Here is a 16,631-nt window from a genome sequence, read left to right on the forward strand (position 1 = left end):
TTCCGAGCATCTTCCTTCTTTCGATCCCTTGGAGAGATCCATGAAACCTGCCCAAACGAAGACTGGCTTCACGCTGGTCGAACTGCTGGTGGTTATTGCAATCATCGGAGTCTTGATCGCCTTGCTGCTGCCTGCCGTACAACAGGCTCGAGAAGCAGCCCGTCGGATGCAGTGCACCAACCATCTCAAGCAACTTGGCCTTGCCTTGCACAACTATCACGATACGCATGGCAACTTTCCGTATGGCTATCGCCTGGGAAAGATCGGCAATCGTGACTGCTGGTTCCAGCGTCTACTTCCGTTTGTCGAGCAAAGTGCCCTGCAAGAGGTTTACGAGACTTGCATCCGCACGCCAACTGCCAGCGGCGGAAATCTCGATTCCTCAGGCTACTCGTACGTCTACACCGTTCCGGCAACCTTTCAGGGTGGACCACTCGGTTCGGCCGTGATCGATACATTTACTTGCCCGTCCGAACCAGAGAACCCGGCGTTCTGCCGAGGCAGCCAGGTCGGCAACTATGTGTTGTGCAACGGCAGCGACTTCTTCAAACGCACCAACGCCGTGCCCATTAGCACCAAGGGAATGTTCTTCCGCGAGTCGTCGGTCGGCTTTAACGACCTGATCGATGGTAGCTCGAACACGGTCATGGGAAGCGAAGCGATCATTCGCGGTGGCAATCGCCCAAACCATGTCTACGACGCCGGCGCGTACTGGCAAGGTTCTAACCATGGCGAAGGCTTCTTTTCGACGCAGCAGTCGCCGAATACCTCGCTGCCTGACTTGATCGTCCGCAGCGACACCAACAACAACGAATGCACCAGCGGCGAGTGGGACAAGATTGCTCCGTGCGAAGATGTTGGCTACGACGACGGCAACTCGAGTGGTGGCTATCGCAACTCGGCTCGAAGTTATCACCCAGGAGGCGTGAACACGGTGCTTGGTGACGGTTCGGTCCGATTCGTTCCAGAAACGATCGACCTTGGAACGTGGCGAGCCTTAGGCACCGTGAACAACGGCGAAGTCCCCGGCGATTTCTAAGCGTCACGCGTCTTTGCAAATCGAGCCGTGCGACCGCCAGCGATCAGGTACGGCTTACTGGCCTTCAATCCATTTCCCACGTCGAATACGAGAAGAGATGCTATATGTCGACCGAACCGAGAACCTCGATCGTAACGTTCCTGTTGATCGTCGCTGCCGCGATGACTGTTCATACCTCAGGCTGTTCCAGCCATGGCGATCCGAACTCGGTCCTTGTGAGCGGAACGGTCACCTTTGATGGCGAGCCGGTTTCGATCGGCAAGGTGATCCTGGAAGATGCCACCAATCCTAATGGCAAGCCGTACGCCGCTTCCATTCACGACGGCAAGTTTCAAATGACGACCAGCCCAGGCAAGAAGACAGTCCGCATCACCGCGACACGGTATGAGTCGCCTGGGAAGGTTTCCGCCACGACGCGACGCACCATCGAATCCGGAGTTCCGGGCACGATGCCGATTCAGTACGTGCCCGAGCAATACAATCGCAAGTCAGAGCTCTCGGTCCATATCACCGAGACAGGGAATGCCCCTTTGACGTTCGACCTGCAACCGTAGGTCCGTCGTTGGGGGAGGATCATAAGAGTAGCGTCCCAGCGAATTAGTTATCGCTGAAGGATATCGAAGCAGCGGTCGATTCGCGTCCGATCGGATCTTTCATGAACTGCTGGTAGCAGTCACGACAGAGCCGATAGTCGCGTTCGGCTTGATCTTCGTGCAAGGTTGGATCGGCAATGGGGTAGACGCGTTCTAACGTATCGGCGAGCGCCGAGAGGTTATCGCGATCGGTATCGTTGTAGTCGTCTTCGTCGAAGCAAGGCTCAATTTCCAAGAACGCAGTGACACGTACGACAAAGCACGGGTCACTGCTTTTGTCAAAAACTTGCTGGCAGCACTGGCAAGTAAATTGACTCATTAGAAAGGTCCTTCCGTTTTGCAGTCGAGAAGACCGCGGCAGTCGCGGCATGTTAGCATGATTTCATCCTAACCTTGGCTCAGAACGGGAAGCAATACGAGTCTGACGAATAAGCGTCATCGCCAGGCAAGCGACAAAAATCAGTTGGGAATCGACTTGACATGCTCTCCCTCAGGAGGTTCGTTTCGTGACAGCCATCGGAGCGTCGACTTGCCATCGGCGCATGAAAAAAGGCCACGGCAAATCTGCCATGGCCTTCTTTGACGATGCGAGACGCAAAGTCCGCGGCGCGACTTAATCTTCGGCCAGCGGCTCTTTCTTTTCGGTGATCGATTCGCACTGAGGAGCCATTTCGGCATTCAGTTCGATGAAGCCTTGCCATTCTTCTGGCACGTTGTCTTCGTGGAAGATCGCTTCGACCGGGCATTCCGGCACGCAAGCTTCGCAGTCGATACATTCTTCGGGATGGATGTACAGAATCTTATCCCCTTCGTAGAAGCACTCGACGGGGCACACAACAACGCAATCCGTGTACTTGCAGTTAAAGCACGGTTCGCAGACTACGTGAGTCATCCTATGTATCTCCTGGCCACTGTGGGCACTGTTGAAAACAAGTGTATCAGATCGGGGCGATTGACTTGGGGTTGCCCCGAATCGCAAGTCGCGTCTATGAAAGGTATTCGATGTCCGACCTTTCCTCCGTTTTTTATTCCTGTCTCAATAAGGTGTCAAGGCAACCCAGGCCCATTTCCCCCTTTATCCGAACGTAAAACCTGTATTGAGCTTAAGTCTCAAGTTGTTTAGATTTCCCCAGTCTCATTTGAGCATGTTTTTGACCGTTGGAGCGTCCCCAAGATGAACCCCTCTTCGACCGATTTGCAGTTGATTCGTGACTTGCTTGCGGCCCCTGCCCTGCACTGGCGAACGTTCGTCGATCGTTATGCCAGCACGGTGATTCAGGTCGTTCAGCAGTGCCGACAGTCGCAAAAGTGGACGTTAACCGCAAAAGAGATCGATCAAGTCGTTGTTGCCACGTTCGAACGATTGGCCGAAAACGACTTGGAGGTGATCCGCCGGTTCGACGGTGCCGGCAGTTTCAACACATTTCTGACGATCGCAGCGCGACGGATCATCATCCAGGAATTGCAAGATCGCGGGACCGAACAGCGTCTGCAATCGGCCCTGCGGGATGCTTCTTCCGAACGCCTGCAGATTCCCGGCGTTTCTTAGATCGAACCGAAGGCTCTCAGTGCAAGCCGCGGATCGGGGGGGACTGGTACTCGTTTCGGGCAGCCGTTTCGTACACCGAGCGATTCGGATCGTTGGCACCTGTCGGCTGATTGCTTCCCAGCGGATAGTTACTGTGCGCTGGGTACTGCGGCGATTGATACGACGGAGTCTGATACTGCGGAGTACCACTCGGATAGCCAGCCGGCGCCTGCTGAACCGGAGCATAGTTGTTCCCCGGCAAAGGCTGACCTGAAGGTAACATCTGACCGTTGACCGTAGCCGGCTGCTGATAAGGCTGCCCGGTCGGTAACGGCTGACTGCCTGGCAGAGGCTGGCCAGTTGGCAGAGGCTGTCCCGTCGGAAGGGGCTGCCCGGTCGGCATGCTCTGGCCTGCCGCACCTGCGACAAGGTTAATCTCGGGCACGTCAGGGCGATGAGGCCGTCGGAACGTTCCGGTCCCTTCGGTTAACTGATTGATGCGATAGCCAATGATCGAAACCGAGAAGTCGATTCCCGACTTCGGCAAACGGATGTCGACCTTGTAAGGAAGTGACACACCGAAGCTTGGATCGTACCGATGATTCGAGGCCAACGCCGAAGCGATCGGCTGACCGGCGGCATCGTACATATGCTGTTCAAGCACGTAGCCATACTGCTTGTCGATGACCGTAACCTTGGTGAGCTGCCCCGAGTTGGAACGAATCGTGGTGCGGATCTCGTAGTTGCCGGTCGCTGTAGGGTATGGCCCCTGGTGGAAATCGTTGGGATCGAAGTAAGCGAGCCCCATGGCCTGGGCCACCCAGCTTGGTTCGACCGGCAGCATCGTTTTGGCCGGCGAATACTGGAACTCGTCGTGGCGGGCATACATGAGGCCCGGCGAATTGAATCCGCGTCCCCAGACCCAGAACTCTTCTTCATTGCTACCGATATCGAGCAGTTGCCCCGTCAATGCGGTCTCGCCAATCATGCGAAACTTATTCGGAGGCATCATATAGATTTGGGCACGGATCGAAGGGAAGCCACTCAAACCGAGCGACGCGCCATCCGATTCCAGCGACTGGACTCGCTGGGTGTTCGTGTTGACCTGAGCCATCAACTGTTCCATCGTCGGCGGCGCATTGAAGACGACCGGCGATTGGTACAGCGGATCGATCGGTTGAACGAAACGAGGGCAGCCGGCACCACAGGCGAAGCCGACCAGCAAGATCGCGGCGATCCACTGCAGATTGAATTGTGTCACAGGCGCATCCTTGCGTTGCGTGGTTACTCGGCCGCGGGCGGATCCCCGGTTTGCAGCAGCGATGTCAACTCGTTTTGAATTTCAGCAATCCGTTGGGCGGTTGGTTCGACGACAGGAATCTTGTAGTTCCCTTCGCGTTTCAACCCGACCAGCACCAGGCGTTCGACGCCGTCGTCTCCCTTTTCGGTATCATCCAGACGCACAATCTTCCGGCGAACCATCAACAAGCCAACGACATAAGCCGCATCTTGTTGCTGTGGATCTTGCAGCAGCCGCTCGAAGTAATCGAGCATGATGTCGTGCGGAGCCCAACTGACCTTGTTCGATTGTGGATCGGGAATGGTCGCCTTCCACCAGCAGATGGCATTCTCCGGCGGACCTTCCCACGACTCTTTGCTGAAGTCGAGCCGAACGACCTCCGATCCTTCCGGAACGAGGACAGAGAAGTACAAGTCGCCCGGTCGCAGTTCGCGCTCGGTCGCGTGGCACTTTCGGGTACAGCGTTGAATGTCGAAGTCGATCATGGCAGCCATCCTGGATATAAGGGGCGGCAGATCGTACGGAAAACGTCGAGAAGACTCAAGATGGACGTCCCCGGCGTGCTATCACCTTACGATAGCACCTTTGGGTCGCCAGAGGCCTCATATTATCTAGAAGGCGGTGAAGAAGCGGTTGTCGCTGCCGCCATGGCCGATCCGCACTCGGATCTGCTTGGCACACTTGGGACAGTTTCCCACGTAGTGCGTTGCCTTCTTGTTTTGATAGATCCGGGAATAGATCCCGCAACAATCAAATTTCACCCCCAGAAAGGGGCGAGGCTTTCGGCCCTGGTCCGAATCATCGCGCGAGGGACCAGACTCAGGCTCGCTACTGATATCCAAGCGATCGTTCATGGCTTGGTTCCGTCAGTGCTCCGGGGAAATAGGCAGAGAATTCGACGCCGTTTTCTTCATCGGTCGAACGTTCATGTGGTTTTGGCTGTTTTCGTATGAACGTCCGTGGAAACTCAATCTTCGGGAATCACCACGGCTTGACCGAACCAAACCACAGTAGTAGAGTCATTCATAGCAAATACATCCCATTGCGAGCAAGATTTCCATGATTCAAAACCTTCTACTGCTGCAACTGCTGCTAAGCACCCCAGGGTGTTAGGGAAGGTTTCACGTTCGCACTACAACGAGATTACCAAAAGCCCTAAGGCCCAACGCCTTAGGGCTTTTTTTGTTGGTCTCGAGCTCAAATAATACCATGTCGATGTTTCTTCAATTCGTTCTCTTGGGAGTGGTCAGCGTGCCATGCCTCCTCCTAGTCGGGCCGGCTTGCGGCCGGCTCGTAGGACTTTTCGTTCGTTAAACCACTACCGTTCCCACAGCAAATCTAGAACAAAACCTGATCACCCATGAACGATAAATCGATCAAAATCTTCGACACGACTCTCCGCGACGGCGAACAATCTCCTGGTGCCAGCATGAACCTGGCCGAGAAGATGGAAATCGCTCAGGCCCTGGTCGACTTGGGCGTCGACATCATTGAAGCTGGTTTTCCCATCGCATCGCCAGGCGACTTTGAAGCAGTTAAAGAGATCGCCTCGAACATTCGCGGAGCCAGCATCTGCGGTCTGGCTCGCTGCAATCCCAAAGACATCGAACGTGCCTGGGAAGCTTTGAAGCATTCCAGCCAGCCGCGCATTCACGTCTTCCTGGCGACCAGCGCTATCCATCGCGAGTTCAAGTTGAAGATGACACCTGACGAAATCATCCGTCGCGGTGTCGAAGGTGTTCAGTTGGCCGCATCATTCTGCGATGACATCGAGTTCTCGCCGGAAGATGCTTCGCGTACCGAGCCTGACTTCTTGTGCCGCGTTGTCGAAGCGGCCATCGACGCTGGTGCCACCACGGTCAACATTCCCGACACCGTCGGTTACGCCACGCCAAACCACATGCACAAGATCATCACCGATCTGAAGAACCGTGTTCCGAACATCGACAAGGCGGTCATCAGCGTTCATTGCCACGACGACTTGGGCATGGCGGTCGCCAACAGCCTGGCAGCGGTCGAAGCAGGTGCCGGTCAGGTCGAATGCACGATCAACGGGATCGGCGAACGTGCCGGTAACGCTTCGCTGGAAGAGGTTGTCATGGCCTTGCGAACTCGTCACGACTATTACAACGTCAACACCGGCATCAATACGCGTCGCCTGGTTCCGACCAGCCGGTTGCTCTCGAACATCACTGGCCTTCAAGTTCAGCGAAACAAAGCGATCGTCGGTCGCAATGCATTCGCACACGAGTCCGGCATCCATCAGGATGGCATGCTGAAAGAACCAACCACCTACGAAATCATGCGTCCTGAAGACGTCGGCCTCGAAAAGACCGACCTGGTTCTCGGCAAACATAGCGGACGCGCGGCGTTGTCCGATCGAGCCAAGGCTTTGGGCTACCACCTTTCGGCCGAGCAACTTCAGATTGTCTTCGACGAGTTCAAGAAGTTGGCCGACAAGAAGAAAGACATCTACGACGGAGACATCGCGGCCTTGTGCGATCAGCAGATCCGCGGCGAAGTGCGGCAGGGCTGGGCTCTGCACAGCCTCGATGTTGCCCACGGCACCGGCAAGGCTCCCTTCGTAAAGATGACCCTGCAGCGTGGCGACGATATGAAGTCGGCTGAGATCTCGGAAGGTGACGGCCCGATCGATGCCGCTTTCTGGGCGATCGAACGGATCACCGGCGTTCCGATTACCTGCAAAGACTTCCAGGTCCGCAGTGCCACCTTGGGCCGCGATGCTCTCGGGGAAGTGACCGTCGAAATTCAGTCGGACAAGAAGATCGCGCGCGGTCGTGGCACCTCGACCGATACCGTCGAAGCAACCGTGCACGCGATTCTGGATGCCGTGAATCGAATCTGCATGACCTAACGGAACATTCGATCAACCTGCCATCGAAATGAAAACGAGCCAGACTCCAAGCAGTCCGGCTCGTTTTTTTATTGCGCACTCTAGCGCTTTCGTTGCCGAATATCGACATGCCGATGGTATCGATTATGCCGGCTATCAGTTGCCAGCGAGGGCAGAGATCCCTTACGAGCGTGTGGATCTCCGTAATCAAAGTGGTTGTTCCCAGGGCAGTGCCGTCGGACCCTAAACTTTCAATGTCTCACTATGCACCCAATTGTCAGGAGTGCTGTAGACATGGCGGAATCACCCCTGAACTTTGCACGAACCTGGTACCGGCGATGGACGAACTGAAAACGATCGTTCTCGTAGAAGACAACGAGGCAGAAGCTCGGCTCACGATGAAGTGTTTGCGTCGATCTGCGGAACTACCTATCACAATTCACCATGTCACGACGCTCGCCGAGGCGATCAAGTACTCGCGTGAAGTGACCGTCGATGCGTTCATTCTGGATCTCGGTCTGCCCGACAGTAGTGGGCTGGATGGGATCGTGCGTTTAAAGATCGCTGCGCCAGAGCCTGCGATCGTGGTGCTCACCGCTCACGATGACGAAAACGATGCACTGCGATCGGTGCGAATGGGCGCTCAGCTATTCGTACCCAAGCATGAAATCGCCGGACATATGCATGTCATGCTGCGACTGGTGCGTCAGGCAGTCGCCCGACAGAAGCAGCTTCTTGATGCGCTTGCCCAGGCCCACATCGATCCGCTGACAGCCATTGCCAATCGTCGTGGGCTCGACTCGGAGCTGGAACGCCGAATGGCGGATTTTCAGCGGCATAAAACGCCATTGTGTCTGGCGATGATTGACGTCGACCATTTCAAGCAATTCAACGATCGCTTCGGACACGAGATGGGCGATCACATCCTGAAGAAGTTGGCCGCGCAGTTGGTGAACCAGACCCGCAAGTCCGATCTTTGTACACGGTTCGGCGGCGAAGAGTTTGCGATTGTCATGCCGATGACCAAACTGGATGAAGCATTGGAGATTTCAAAACGAATCGTCCAATGCATTCCAAAGACTTTTGCCCAAGACCTGCCAGAAGATACCCAGGTGACCGTGAGCTGCGGTGTGGCCGAGTTCTTGCCTGGGGATGAGATTCGAACTCTCGTTCAACGGGCCGACACCGCGCTTTATGCCGCCAAGCAACAAGGTCGAAACCAGGTGCAACGTTATCGCTCGAACCTCGAAGTGCTCGAAGTTCCGGTGCACGTGTAACGCTAAGGCTTGCTACTTAGTTCGACCACCGCCAGGTCGGTCGAACCATCGGCTACCGTCAACGACAACGGTGTCTTTTCCTTGTAGCGATATAGATCAGGCACTTCGCTCTTGCCCCCCATCTCGGTCGGAACTTTGTCGACGACCACCGTATACTCGCCAGGGGTTATCGGATTGGTGTCGTCTTCCGTAATCGTGAAGAGTCCTTCGGCGTTGGTTGTGCCGTAATGAACTCCGGTCGCTCCTCCTTCTTTCGGACGGAGTTCGATACCCGCTTGCTCGAGCGGAATACCATCAAGAGTTACTTTGCCGGTGTACGTTTGCGAAGGTGCTTTGCCGCAACCAATCATCAGCAACGCCACCGAAGCGCATAACAACGCGCTGACTTGAGCCAACTTCATACCGATACCTTGGGGAAAGAAGAGATGGGGCGACCGCAGCTGCCATCCAGCCGCGGTAAAGGTTTACCTACGGATGCGTGTCACATACGGCTTAGTATTCGCCGATCACGTTGCCGTCGATTGGGTTGGTGAGATTGGCCCAGACCGAAGCTTCGATCGTTCCACTCACCTTCGTGACACTTCCATCCCCCAGCCCGACATTCATCGCCCCAGGATGTGGCGAACTACCGCCGCTGCTCGAGTCCCCAGCGCTGGTGTAGATCGGCGTGATCTGTGGTACCGAACAAGTTCCGGTCTTTGGATTCACCCCACGGCAAATTTGCGGTGCCCATGTTCCAGACGAGTTCGCCCAGAGGCTTGACTTGTTCGAGGTACACTGACCGTAACGTTCGCCAAAGAAGACCGTATTCGTCAGACCGTCGGTCACCATCGCAATGTTGGTGGCCCCTTCCTGATTGTTGGAAGAGACGTCGCAGAATGCCATGTAGTTCACGCCGTAGTTGCAGACGGCATGTGTCTTGTCGGGGCCGGTTGGATAGCCATAGCCCGAAGCGCCGGCGGGGCTACGCTCGGATGGGCAGCGATACGCTTCGATGATGTAGTTGTAAACTTGTCGCCCATCGACACTACTGTCCATATTGCCGCCGGCACCAACCGCCTTGTCGTAAAGCGAGTTTTGTTCCATGTAAGGCAGCAGGTGGAAGAAGAACGAGCCTGCCAGGTTATAGAACGGACCTTTCCGCTGAACGCGAGCATTCCAACCATTCGACTTGCCGCCGGCTGGTGGAAAGATTCCATAGGTATCGTGCACGTTGTGCGAAGCGATGATCAACTGCTTTACTTTGTTCGTGCACTGCATCCGCCGAGCTGCTTCACGTGCCTGTTGAACGGCAGGCAAGAGCAAGGCAATCAAGACACCGATGATGGCAATCACCACCAGAAGCTCGACGAGTGTAAAACCTCCGCGCCGGGTCATAGCAAGTCCCTTCCAAATTGTGAGAAATGAGATGAGTCGATGAGAGGGCTTTGCCTGATTTGGGCAGCAAAACCCTGAGAAGAGAAAAAGGAAAAGGGGTGCGGCTCGCGATCACGGCTACCGCACACAAGGATTTTTACACAATTCGCATTTTTTGTCGCTATACATTTCTTAGTTTCCGAGAAATGTTCGAGATACCAGCCTTTCAGAAGGGATGATAGACAACCTGAGAAGGCTAGGTGACGAAGTAGTTCCCTCCCTACGTGCTAGCACCATCTGCCATATCATCCAGCGACATACTACGTACAGAGAGTCGCCGGCAGTCATAGAAATTCGTTTCCAGTCGACGATTGCGTTTTCGTTCGGCTCCCCCTATACCTAGCAATTCGGGGCATCAATGCACTCCACTACCTCGGTATTCGGAAGTCCTTATGACAGCGTCTCCGGCCTTGTTCCAAGAGTCGATTCCTGCGGACGAGCCAGCAAAAATCGCCAAGCTCATCGAACTTCAACAGGCACTCCATCAGCGAAGCGGTGCCCCAACCAAACGTGCCCAACATCCCAAGCACCATGGGCTGTTGCATGGCGAAATGATTGTGTCCGATGCGTTTGATTCCGATCTGAAGGTGGGCCTTTTCGCACTACCGGGTCGCTATCCGATTGTCGCCCGATGCTCTAATGGACTCGCCTTCGACGACAGCCAGAAAGATGTACACGGCCTGGCGATTCGGATTCGCGGTTTGGAAAACGGACAGATTCAAGATCTGCTTGCCATCGACCAAAGCGAGTTCTTCATTCGCAACCTCGACGTCTATCAGGCACTGCTGGAAGCGAAGCTGAATGGTGGTGGCCGAGCAGGCACCTTAGGTCGGTACCTGATGGCGAGTTGGAATCCGCTTCAGTGGCGTTTTCATGACGCGAGTCTCTTGCTGAAGATTGGGCAGACGCTCGAGAGCTTTTTGGCAACCGACTATTTCAGTACAACCCCGTACCGACTCGGCCCATTGGCGGTGAAGTTCCGCATCAAGTTCGTGGTTCCGGGCGGCTTGATTATGCAAGGTGGAAGCCAGGAAGATAAACTTGGGGTTCGGTTGGCCGCTCAACTTCAGCGTGGCCCGGTCGTAGCGACGCTTTCGTTTCAGAAGCAGCAAGATCCCAAGACCGAACCAACCGAAGATCCGACCGTTCCGTGGAAGACTCCCTGGCGCGAAGTTGCCACGTTGAACTTTCATCAGGGTCAAGTTCCCAACGCAGTCGAAAACATGCAAGAGGCCGAAGAACTGGAGTTCAATCCTTGGCATTGCCTGGACGAACATCAGCCGCTGGGCGCGATCAATCGTGCACGAAAACCGATCTACGAGGCGTTGGTGAAACAGCGTAAGTCTTCGCAGCCAACTTCCTGAGATTGTCTGCGACTAGAATTCTCCCATCGAGCGGATGCAGTCCTGAACCGCCTCGGCGGAGTGACGAAACAGATGCTGCTCTTCTTCCGACAATGGCGGCCTCAAAACGCGCGTGATGCCCGCACGACCGATTACCGAGGGGAGTGACAAACAGACATCTTTTACGTCAAAGTAATCTTCGATCAATACGCTCACCGGCATCGTGTGCCGCAGGTCATAGATAATACTGTCGAGGATCATCATCGTGGCGAGGGCGATCCCATAGCTGGTGTGCCCTTTCAGCCGCGAGACTTCGTAGCCCACGTTGACCGTCTTCTGAAAGAGTTGCCGCGACGTATCGCTTGGGTAGAAGCGTTCGCCACCGGTTACCGACAAAGAGTGGGCCGCGAACTGTGTATCGCCATGTTCGCCGAGAATGTACGCACGAATATCGTCCGAATGAATTTCAAGTTCGGCCGAGAGCATCGAACGATACCGCACACTATCGAGCAGCGTGCCAGTTCCGATCACCCGATGCGGCGGAAAGCCGGAGATCTTCAGCGCGGCGTAAGTCAACGCATCGACCGGATTGCTCACGATAATCAAAATGGCATCCGGGCTCGCTTCCACCAAAGGCGGAATCCATTCTTGCAGCACGTGGAGATTGTCGGCAGCCAGTTCCGAGCGTTTCCGCGATGGGTCGCCGTAAGGTACCGACGCGGTAAAGACGATGATGTCGGAACCCTTCGAGTCAGGAATATCGCCGGCACGAATCCGCATGTTGGTATTTCGTACCGCACTGGCGTGCAAGAGATCGATCGCTTCCCCTTCCGCCTTGTCACGCGTGCGGTTCAGCAGCAAAAGCTCGCTGGCCAAAGGATTGATCGTGGCGGCAAAGGCAATCGCGGCCCCGACGCGTCCAGTACCCACTATCGTGATCTTCATAAGTCGTCATCATTTCTACGGCTCGGTGCCGAAAGTCGCTATCGCTTCGCCTCTGAAAGCACTGTTTGCTCGACGAAGGCTCGCTGAACATGCTGCACAGTTCAGTATGAGGCGGGACCTGAAATCGAACCAGGGCGACCTTGGGATTCGGGAGATGAAGATTCAGTTGCCACAAAATCGCCCCCAAGAAACATCCTCTTTCGAGCCAACGAACACTACCCCACAGAGGTACACGACATTACAATGCCGTCTGACCTGTGGAATTCGACCGGAAGGGAAGGAGAAAAGAGATGAATCTGGGAACGATGATTGTTTACGCAACGCTGTTTTTGGTGGGCAACTTCATCAGCGTGTTCTTTCTGCGGGCAGCGGTGACCGTTTTCAATAAGTTCGTGGGGGAAGCTCCCGAGAGCGAACTCGAAGTGGCGGCCGAACATGGTTTTCGAGGAGTGATCCCGAACTATGGCCGCATCGAAGAGCCGACATTCATCCCTGCGTTCGCCTTTCTCGTGACGGTCAACGTGATTCTAAACGTGGTCTGGTACATGCTAATGCCGGCGGTCCTGGCCATGCTGGATGTCGAGCGGCTGCAGGGAACGCTTTTACTGCTGGTTTACTGCGGGATCGTTTCGGCCAACATCTTGTTGTCGTCGATCCTGCTTGCTCGCTTCTTAGATACCACCGTGCCTCGCGCGCTGGCCATTTCGATCATCCAGATCGTGTTGAGCGTAGTGTTCTTCCTCATTGCAGGTACATTGGTCCTGCTGGCGATGGGCTCGTTCGGTTAAGCCTCGAACGAGCAAAGCTTGATCGCGAACGATCTTTGCCAACCAGCGACGACCGCTTAGGCAACGAAGGCTGCGTAGTAGAAGATCCAGCCAGTGACGGCGGTCAGCAGCATGCCGATCGCAGCGATGCGGCCCCAAAGGATATGCGTTTTGCTATGAGGACCGGGCAGAGGCGGACTTGGAAACTTGGCCAGGCCATGCCAGATGACATAGATCCAGAGAAACGGGGTCGGCACGGCGAACAGCAAATGAAAGTACAAAAGTCCATTGACTGTGGGCATGCCGAAGCTGGATGGTGCCGCCAGTTCTTGCCAGTCGGTGAAGAACCGCATGTCGATTTCAAACGCCAAGACCGCCAGCAAGAGCACGCTGCCGGTGACAATCTGGATCCACTTGTGCAGTTGAAACAGGCGGCGGTAGCGCACCAGATAGATGCTGACCCCCAGAATCAAAATGATGCCGAACATCGCCAGAAAGACGAAGTCGATCATCACCGATCCACGGGTTGGCAGAAACCCAGCGTTTTGAGCAAGTAGCGTCCAGACGTTCATCAATTCGCCCCGTTGCGAGCACGGAAGTAGTCAATCGAGTCGGCCGCCCGCTTTCGATTACTATCGTCACCCCGTGATGATACCACCGCAGAATTTCTTTCCCAGACCGCTTGAACTCTAAGTTTCTTGCGGAGTTACGCCAATCCGCAGCCGCTCTGCTAGCAGCCGGAATCTTGTTTTGAAAACTGACCTGTCGGCGGATAGGCCGTTTTGACATACTCTCGCCCGATTATTTCCCTGGATTTGCTTCAGCTTGAGGATGTCCATGCGCGAGTTGTCCCTATTCATTCCCTTCGCCGACTGGAACGAATCGATCCGTCAGCAGGTGGAAACGATGGCGGACGTGCTATGCGCGTTGGATCTGAAGGGTGAAGTGATCTTGCTTTCTCTCTCCGCCGACAGCCAGGACACCCCGCGGTCGCTTGACCAGCGGGAGGGCATCCGACGGGTAGAGATTCGCCGGCCAAGGACCTATTCATCGGCCCTGTTTTGCGGGACTCAGGTAGCCGAAGGCGAATTGGTCATCCACTTGCCGGCCGAGCTCAGTATTCCGGGCGTTGTGCTTCAAGGAATGCTGCAGCAGCTGATCCAGCAAGATTTAGTCATTGTTTCGACAAGTCAGAATCATGTTTCGAGAATGTCAGTCGTTTCGGACTGGCTCACTCGGCGCATGGGAGGAGCGGCACGATTGGATGTTTCGCGGTTGGTGTGGGGAGCACGCCGTGAAGCGTTAGTCCGTTTGCCACAGATTCAAGGGCTTAGCCGCGGCTTACCCTTACTGGTTGGCATGCAAGGATACCGCGTCGCCATTTGCCCTTCGAACTCGATCGGTGGCCAGCCGACTGAATCCTCCCCACTTCCCGATTGTTGGTCCTGGAAAGATTGGGCCGGGCACCGCTGGTTACAACAGCGATGGACCCAAGTCGATTTCAGCGAAGCAAGTCGTTCGCCAGATCTAATCCCTGATCTGCGTGTTGCTTTCTTCGAAGACGAATCACGACGCAAGGCGGGCTAAAAAGGTTGACGGAACCGATGGAGATTTTTTTCAGCGTCGGCGAACCGAGCGGCGATTTACATGGCGCGAATCTAATTCGTGCGTTGAAATCGCGCCGACCAGACATACAATGCGTTGGTTATGGCGGGCCGAAGATGGCCGAAGCCGGATGCCAACTGCATGAAGATCTTACGCGCTGGGCCATTATGTGGGTCCTGCGGGTGATCTTGAATTTACACAACTTCATTGGCCTCCTACTGCGGGCCAATCGATACTTTCGCGATCACAAGCCAGACGCGGTGGTGCTGATCGACTACCCTGGTTTCAACTGGTGGATTGCCCGGCGTGCCAAGGCGCACGGCATCCCGGTTTTCTATTACGGAACCCCTCAGCTATGGGCTTGGGCCGAATGGCGTGTCGGCAAGATGCGCCGCCTGGTCGACCATGCCCTGTGCAAGCTTCCGTTTGAAGAGCCTTGGTACCAGGAGCGCGATTGCAATGCGACCTATGTGGGCCATCCTTACTTCGACGAACTCGAGAATCAGCATCTCGATACTGACTTCGTTCGTCAGCAAAGCGAAAACCCACGACCGCTGGTAACGCTGCTGCCTGGTTCGCGGAGCCAGGAAGTCACGTCGAATCTGCCAATCTTCCTGGAAACGGCGAAGAAGATTCGGGCCGAGGTTCCTGGCGTGCGTTTCGCGATTGCGGCCTTTAGCGACAAGCACGCAGCCCTGGCCTTCGAACATGTTCTGGCTTCCGGAGTGGAAGCGGAAGTGCATGTCGATCTCACGCCAGAGCTGATCCATAGTGCGACTTGCTGCCTGGCTTGTAGCGGATCGGTCTCGCTGGAACTTCTTTATCACGAGAAGCCAGCGGTCATCCACTACAAGATCAGCCGATTTGCCCATTGGGTGCAAAGCCATTTCCGTAAGGTGAAATACATCACGCTGGTCAATCTGCTTTCGCGGAACGACTTGTTTTACGAAAACGGCTACTACACCTACGACCCCGATGCCGAAGGGGCCGAGCAAGTGGTCTACCCTGAGTACCTCACCTATCGCAATCGCAGCGACGACATGGCAAAGCGAATTGCGAATTGGTTGAAGGAACCAGAATCGACACGGAACACGGTCGAACAACTGCGAGCTTTAAAGCAGCGCGTCGTCGGCCAAGGTGCTTCCAGTCGTGGCGCGGACTACATCCTGTCGCATATCGAACAGGGTCAGCAATCGCCAGCTGAGAAAGCGGCCTGACTCGCAGGCCGCTGAGCCATTGGCGGAATCAAGTTAACCAATCACGAACGTCTCGCCCGGCTTCAAGATATGCGGCGTGGCGTTTGTTTCGTGGCGAATCTTGGAAGCCCATTCGACAGCATCTTGTTCGATGGGTGGCCACGTGTTGTAGTGCCCTGGAATCACGTTCTTGGGCTGCAGCATCTTCACCGCGCGGATCGAATCGGCCGGGCCCATCGTATAGAAATCGCCGATCGGCAAAACGACCGCATCGAGCGTCATATCGCCGATCAGTTTCATATCACTGAACAATGCCGTGTCGCCGGCGAAGTAAACTTTGCGATCGGCCATCTCGACGACAAAGCCGGCTGGCATGCCGCCGTAGGTTCCGTCCGGCAAGCCATTACTGTGCAGTGCCAAGGTCATGTGCACCGAACCAAACGGCATCTTCAGCGTTCCGCCCAGGTTCATTCCGATCGCTTCTTTCACTCCCTTGCCCGACAACCACGAAGCAGTCTCGACCATCGTGACGACCGGAGCGCCGGTTCGCTGCGCGACCGAGACCACGTCAAGCGTGCCATCTTCGTTCGCACCAACATGGTCCCCATGACCATGGGTCAGCAGGATGGTGTCGGCTTCGACCTTATCGGCGGCGATATCGGCGGCCGGGTTACTGGTGAAGAAGGGATCGACCAGAATCTTGTGATCCGCCGAATGGAGCGACCAGGTGCCGTGTCCGTGCCAGGTTAGCTTCAATGCCATATGAGG

At 55.4% G+C, this 16,631-nt stretch carries 19 protein-coding genes; 9 read left to right on the plus strand and 10 right to left on the minus strand.

The window, feature by feature from the left end:
* The first annotated feature begins 40 nt into the window (after window positions 1-40).
* A complete protein-coding gene (locus ABD890_RS06535) occupies window positions 41-1,039 on the plus strand; it encodes a DUF1559 family PulG-like putative transporter (protein ID WP_345087072.1) in 999 nt (332 codons plus the stop codon).
* Between the two features lie 104 nt (window positions 1,040-1,143).
* Window positions 1,144-1,593, plus strand: coding sequence for a hypothetical protein (locus ABD890_RS06540; RefSeq protein WP_345087074.1), 450 nt, complete (start codon window positions 1,144-1,146; stop codon window positions 1,591-1,593).
* A 43-nt stretch (window positions 1,594-1,636) separates the two neighbouring features.
* Here the strand turns inward: ABD890_RS06540 and ABD890_RS06545 are convergent, their stop codons facing one another.
* Together ABD890_RS06545 and ABD890_RS06550 are read right to left on the minus strand one after the other, a co-directional pair.
* Complete coding sequence (locus tag ABD890_RS06545; RefSeq protein WP_345087076.1) at window positions 1,637-1,951, minus strand: hypothetical protein; 315 nt, start codon at window positions 1,949-1,951, stop codon at window positions 1,637-1,639.
* Window positions 1,952-2,245: 294 nt separating this feature from the next.
* Entirely contained in the window at window positions 2,246-2,524 is a 279-nt protein-coding gene (locus ABD890_RS06550; RefSeq protein ID WP_345087078.1) for a ferredoxin family protein, read from the minus strand.
* A 282-nt stretch (window positions 2,525-2,806) separates the two neighbouring features.
* Here ABD890_RS06550 and ABD890_RS06555 point away from each other — a divergent pair, with 282 nt between their 5' ends.
* Window positions 2,807-3,181, plus strand: a complete 375-nt coding sequence (locus ABD890_RS06555) for an RNA polymerase sigma factor (RefSeq protein ID WP_345087080.1) — start codon at window positions 2,807-2,809, stop codon at window positions 3,179-3,181.
* 16 nt (window positions 3,182-3,197) lie between these two features.
* Here ABD890_RS06555 and ABD890_RS06560 read toward each other — a convergent pair whose 3' ends face one another.
* The 3 genes from ABD890_RS06560 to ABD890_RS06570 all read right to left on the minus strand — a co-directional run bounded on the left by ABD890_RS06560 (window position 3,198) and on the right by ABD890_RS06570 (window position 5,314).
* Window positions 3,198-4,421: a hypothetical protein gene (locus ABD890_RS06560; protein ID WP_345087082.1), complete on the minus strand. Its 1,224-nt coding sequence runs from the start codon at window positions 4,419-4,421 to the stop codon at window positions 3,198-3,200.
* 23 nt (window positions 4,422-4,444) lie between these two features.
* A complete protein-coding gene (locus ABD890_RS06565; RefSeq protein ID WP_345087084.1) occupies window positions 4,445-4,945 on the minus strand; it encodes a hypothetical protein in 501 nt (166 codons plus the stop codon).
* Window positions 4,946-5,071: 126 nt separating this feature from the next.
* Window positions 5,072-5,314, minus strand: a complete 243-nt coding sequence (locus ABD890_RS06570) for a hypothetical protein (RefSeq protein ID WP_345087086.1) — start codon at window positions 5,312-5,314, stop codon at window positions 5,072-5,074.
* Between the two features lie 506 nt (window positions 5,315-5,820).
* On the opposite strand from ABD890_RS06570, the gene ABD890_RS06575 reads away from it, so the two are divergent.
* A complete protein-coding gene (locus ABD890_RS06575; protein ID WP_345087088.1) occupies window positions 5,821-7,335 on the plus strand; it encodes a 2-isopropylmalate synthase in 1,515 nt (504 codons plus the stop codon).
* Between the two features lie 317 nt (window positions 7,336-7,652).
* Window positions 7,653-8,591: a GGDEF domain-containing response regulator gene (locus ABD890_RS06580; protein ID WP_345087090.1), complete on the plus strand. Its 939-nt coding sequence runs from the start codon at window positions 7,653-7,655 to the stop codon at window positions 8,589-8,591.
* A 2-nt stretch (window positions 8,592-8,593) separates the two neighbouring features.
* Here the strand turns inward: ABD890_RS06580 and ABD890_RS06585 are convergent, their stop codons facing one another.
* A complete protein-coding gene (locus ABD890_RS06585) occupies window positions 8,594-8,992 on the minus strand; it encodes a carboxypeptidase-like regulatory domain-containing protein (protein WP_345087092.1) in 399 nt (132 codons plus the stop codon).
* Window positions 8,993-9,083: 91 nt separating this feature from the next.
* The gene (locus ABD890_RS06590) at window positions 9,084-9,968 is read right to left on the minus strand and encodes a DUF1559 family PulG-like putative transporter (RefSeq protein WP_345087094.1); all 885 of its coding nucleotides are present in this window, start codon (window positions 9,966-9,968) and stop codon (window positions 9,084-9,086) included.
* A gap of 431 nt (window positions 9,969-10,399) precedes the next feature.
* On the opposite strand from ABD890_RS06590, the gene ABD890_RS06595 reads away from it, so the two are divergent.
* A complete protein-coding gene (locus ABD890_RS06595; RefSeq protein ID WP_345087096.1) occupies window positions 10,400-11,371 on the plus strand; it encodes a catalase family protein in 972 nt (323 codons plus the stop codon).
* Between the two features lie 12 nt (window positions 11,372-11,383).
* Here the strand turns inward: ABD890_RS06595 and ABD890_RS06600 are convergent, their stop codons facing one another.
* Window positions 11,384-12,295 carry a lactate/malate dehydrogenase family protein gene (locus ABD890_RS06600; protein WP_345087098.1) on the minus strand — a complete coding sequence of 304 codons (912 nt, stop codon included), beginning with the start codon at window positions 12,293-12,295 and terminating at the stop codon, window positions 11,384-11,386.
* Window positions 12,296-12,585: 290 nt separating this feature from the next.
* On the opposite strand from ABD890_RS06600, the gene ABD890_RS06605 reads away from it, so the two are divergent.
* A complete protein-coding gene (locus ABD890_RS06605; RefSeq protein WP_345087100.1) occupies window positions 12,586-13,083 on the plus strand; it encodes a hypothetical protein in 498 nt (165 codons plus the stop codon).
* 56 nt (window positions 13,084-13,139) lie between these two features.
* Here the strand turns inward: ABD890_RS06605 and ABD890_RS06610 are convergent, their stop codons facing one another.
* Window positions 13,140-13,634 carry a DUF420 domain-containing protein gene (locus tag ABD890_RS06610; protein ID WP_345087102.1) on the minus strand — a complete coding sequence of 165 codons (495 nt, stop codon included), beginning with the start codon at window positions 13,632-13,634 and terminating at the stop codon, window positions 13,140-13,142.
* 265 nt (window positions 13,635-13,899) lie between these two features.
* On the opposite strand from ABD890_RS06610, the gene ABD890_RS06615 reads away from it, so the two are divergent.
* Both ABD890_RS06615 and lpxB read left to right on the plus strand, forming a co-directional pair.
* On the plus strand, window positions 13,900-14,649 hold the full coding sequence (locus ABD890_RS06615) for a hypothetical protein (protein WP_345087104.1): 750 nt from the start codon (window positions 13,900-13,902) through the stop codon (window positions 14,647-14,649).
* Between the two features lie 17 nt (window positions 14,650-14,666).
* Window positions 14,667-15,884 carry a lipid-A-disaccharide synthase gene (gene lpxB / locus ABD890_RS06620; protein WP_345087106.1) on the plus strand — a complete coding sequence of 406 codons (1,218 nt, stop codon included), beginning with the start codon at window positions 14,667-14,669 and terminating at the stop codon, window positions 15,882-15,884.
* A 33-nt stretch (window positions 15,885-15,917) separates the two neighbouring features.
* Here lpxB and ABD890_RS06625 read toward each other — a convergent pair whose 3' ends face one another.
* Window positions 15,918-16,625, minus strand: a complete 708-nt coding sequence (locus ABD890_RS06625; protein ID WP_345087108.1) for a metal-dependent hydrolase — start codon at window positions 16,623-16,625, stop codon at window positions 15,918-15,920.
* Window positions 16,626-16,631 lie beyond the last annotated feature (6 nt).

Source organism: Bremerella cremea, from assembly GCF_039541315.1.
GTDB classification, from domain to species: Bacteria; Planctomycetota; Planctomycetia; order Pirellulales; family Pirellulaceae; genus Bremerella; species Bremerella cremea.

Bases quoted from the DNA above. Each gene is read 5' to 3' on its own strand.
- ABD890_RS06535 (WP_345087072.1), top strand. From the start codon at position 41: ATGAAACCTGCCCAAACGAAGACTGGCTTCACGCTGGTCGAACTGCTG.
- ABD890_RS06540 (WP_345087074.1), top strand. From the start codon at position 1,144: ATGTCGACCGAACCGAGAACCTCGATCGTAACGTTCCTGTTGATCGTC.
- ABD890_RS06545 (WP_345087076.1), bottom strand. From the start codon at position 1,951: ATGAGTCAATTTACTTGCCAGTGCTGCCAGCAAGTTTTTGACAAAAGC.
- ABD890_RS06550 (WP_345087078.1), bottom strand. From the start codon at position 2,524: ATGACTCACGTAGTCTGCGAACCGTGCTTTAACTGCAAGTACACGGAT.
- ABD890_RS06555 (WP_345087080.1), top strand. From the start codon at position 2,807: ATGAACCCCTCTTCGACCGATTTGCAGTTGATTCGTGACTTGCTTGCG.
- ABD890_RS06565 (WP_345087084.1), bottom strand. From the start codon at position 4,945: ATGATCGACTTCGACATTCAACGCTGTACCCGAAAGTGCCACGCGACC.
- ABD890_RS06570 (WP_345087086.1), bottom strand. From the start codon at position 5,314: ATGAACGATCGCTTGGATATCAGTAGCGAGCCTGAGTCTGGTCCCTCG.
- ABD890_RS06575 (WP_345087088.1), top strand. From the start codon at position 5,821: ATGAACGATAAATCGATCAAAATCTTCGACACGACTCTCCGCGACGGC.
- ABD890_RS06580 (WP_345087090.1), top strand. From the start codon at position 7,653: ATGGACGAACTGAAAACGATCGTTCTCGTAGAAGACAACGAGGCAGAA.
- ABD890_RS06585 (WP_345087092.1), bottom strand. From the start codon at position 8,992: ATGAAGTTGGCTCAAGTCAGCGCGTTGTTATGCGCTTCGGTGGCGTTG.
- ABD890_RS06590 (WP_345087094.1), bottom strand. From the start codon at position 9,968: ATGACCCGGCGCGGAGGTTTTACACTCGTCGAGCTTCTGGTGGTGATT.
- ABD890_RS06595 (WP_345087096.1), top strand. From the start codon at position 10,400: ATGACAGCGTCTCCGGCCTTGTTCCAAGAGTCGATTCCTGCGGACGAG.
- ABD890_RS06600 (WP_345087098.1), bottom strand. From the start codon at position 12,295: ATGAAGATCACGATAGTGGGTACTGGACGCGTCGGGGCCGCGATTGCC.
- ABD890_RS06605 (WP_345087100.1), top strand. From the start codon at position 12,586: ATGAATCTGGGAACGATGATTGTTTACGCAACGCTGTTTTTGGTGGGC.
- ABD890_RS06610 (WP_345087102.1), bottom strand. From the start codon at position 13,634: ATGAACGTCTGGACGCTACTTGCTCAAAACGCTGGGTTTCTGCCAACC.
- ABD890_RS06615 (WP_345087104.1), top strand. From the start codon at position 13,900: ATGCGCGAGTTGTCCCTATTCATTCCCTTCGCCGACTGGAACGAATCG.
- lpxB (WP_345087106.1), top strand. From the start codon at position 14,667: ATGGAGATTTTTTTCAGCGTCGGCGAACCGAGCGGCGATTTACATGGC.
- ABD890_RS06625 (WP_345087108.1), bottom strand. From the start codon at position 16,625: ATGGCATTGAAGCTAACCTGGCACGGACACGGCACCTGGTCGCTCCAT.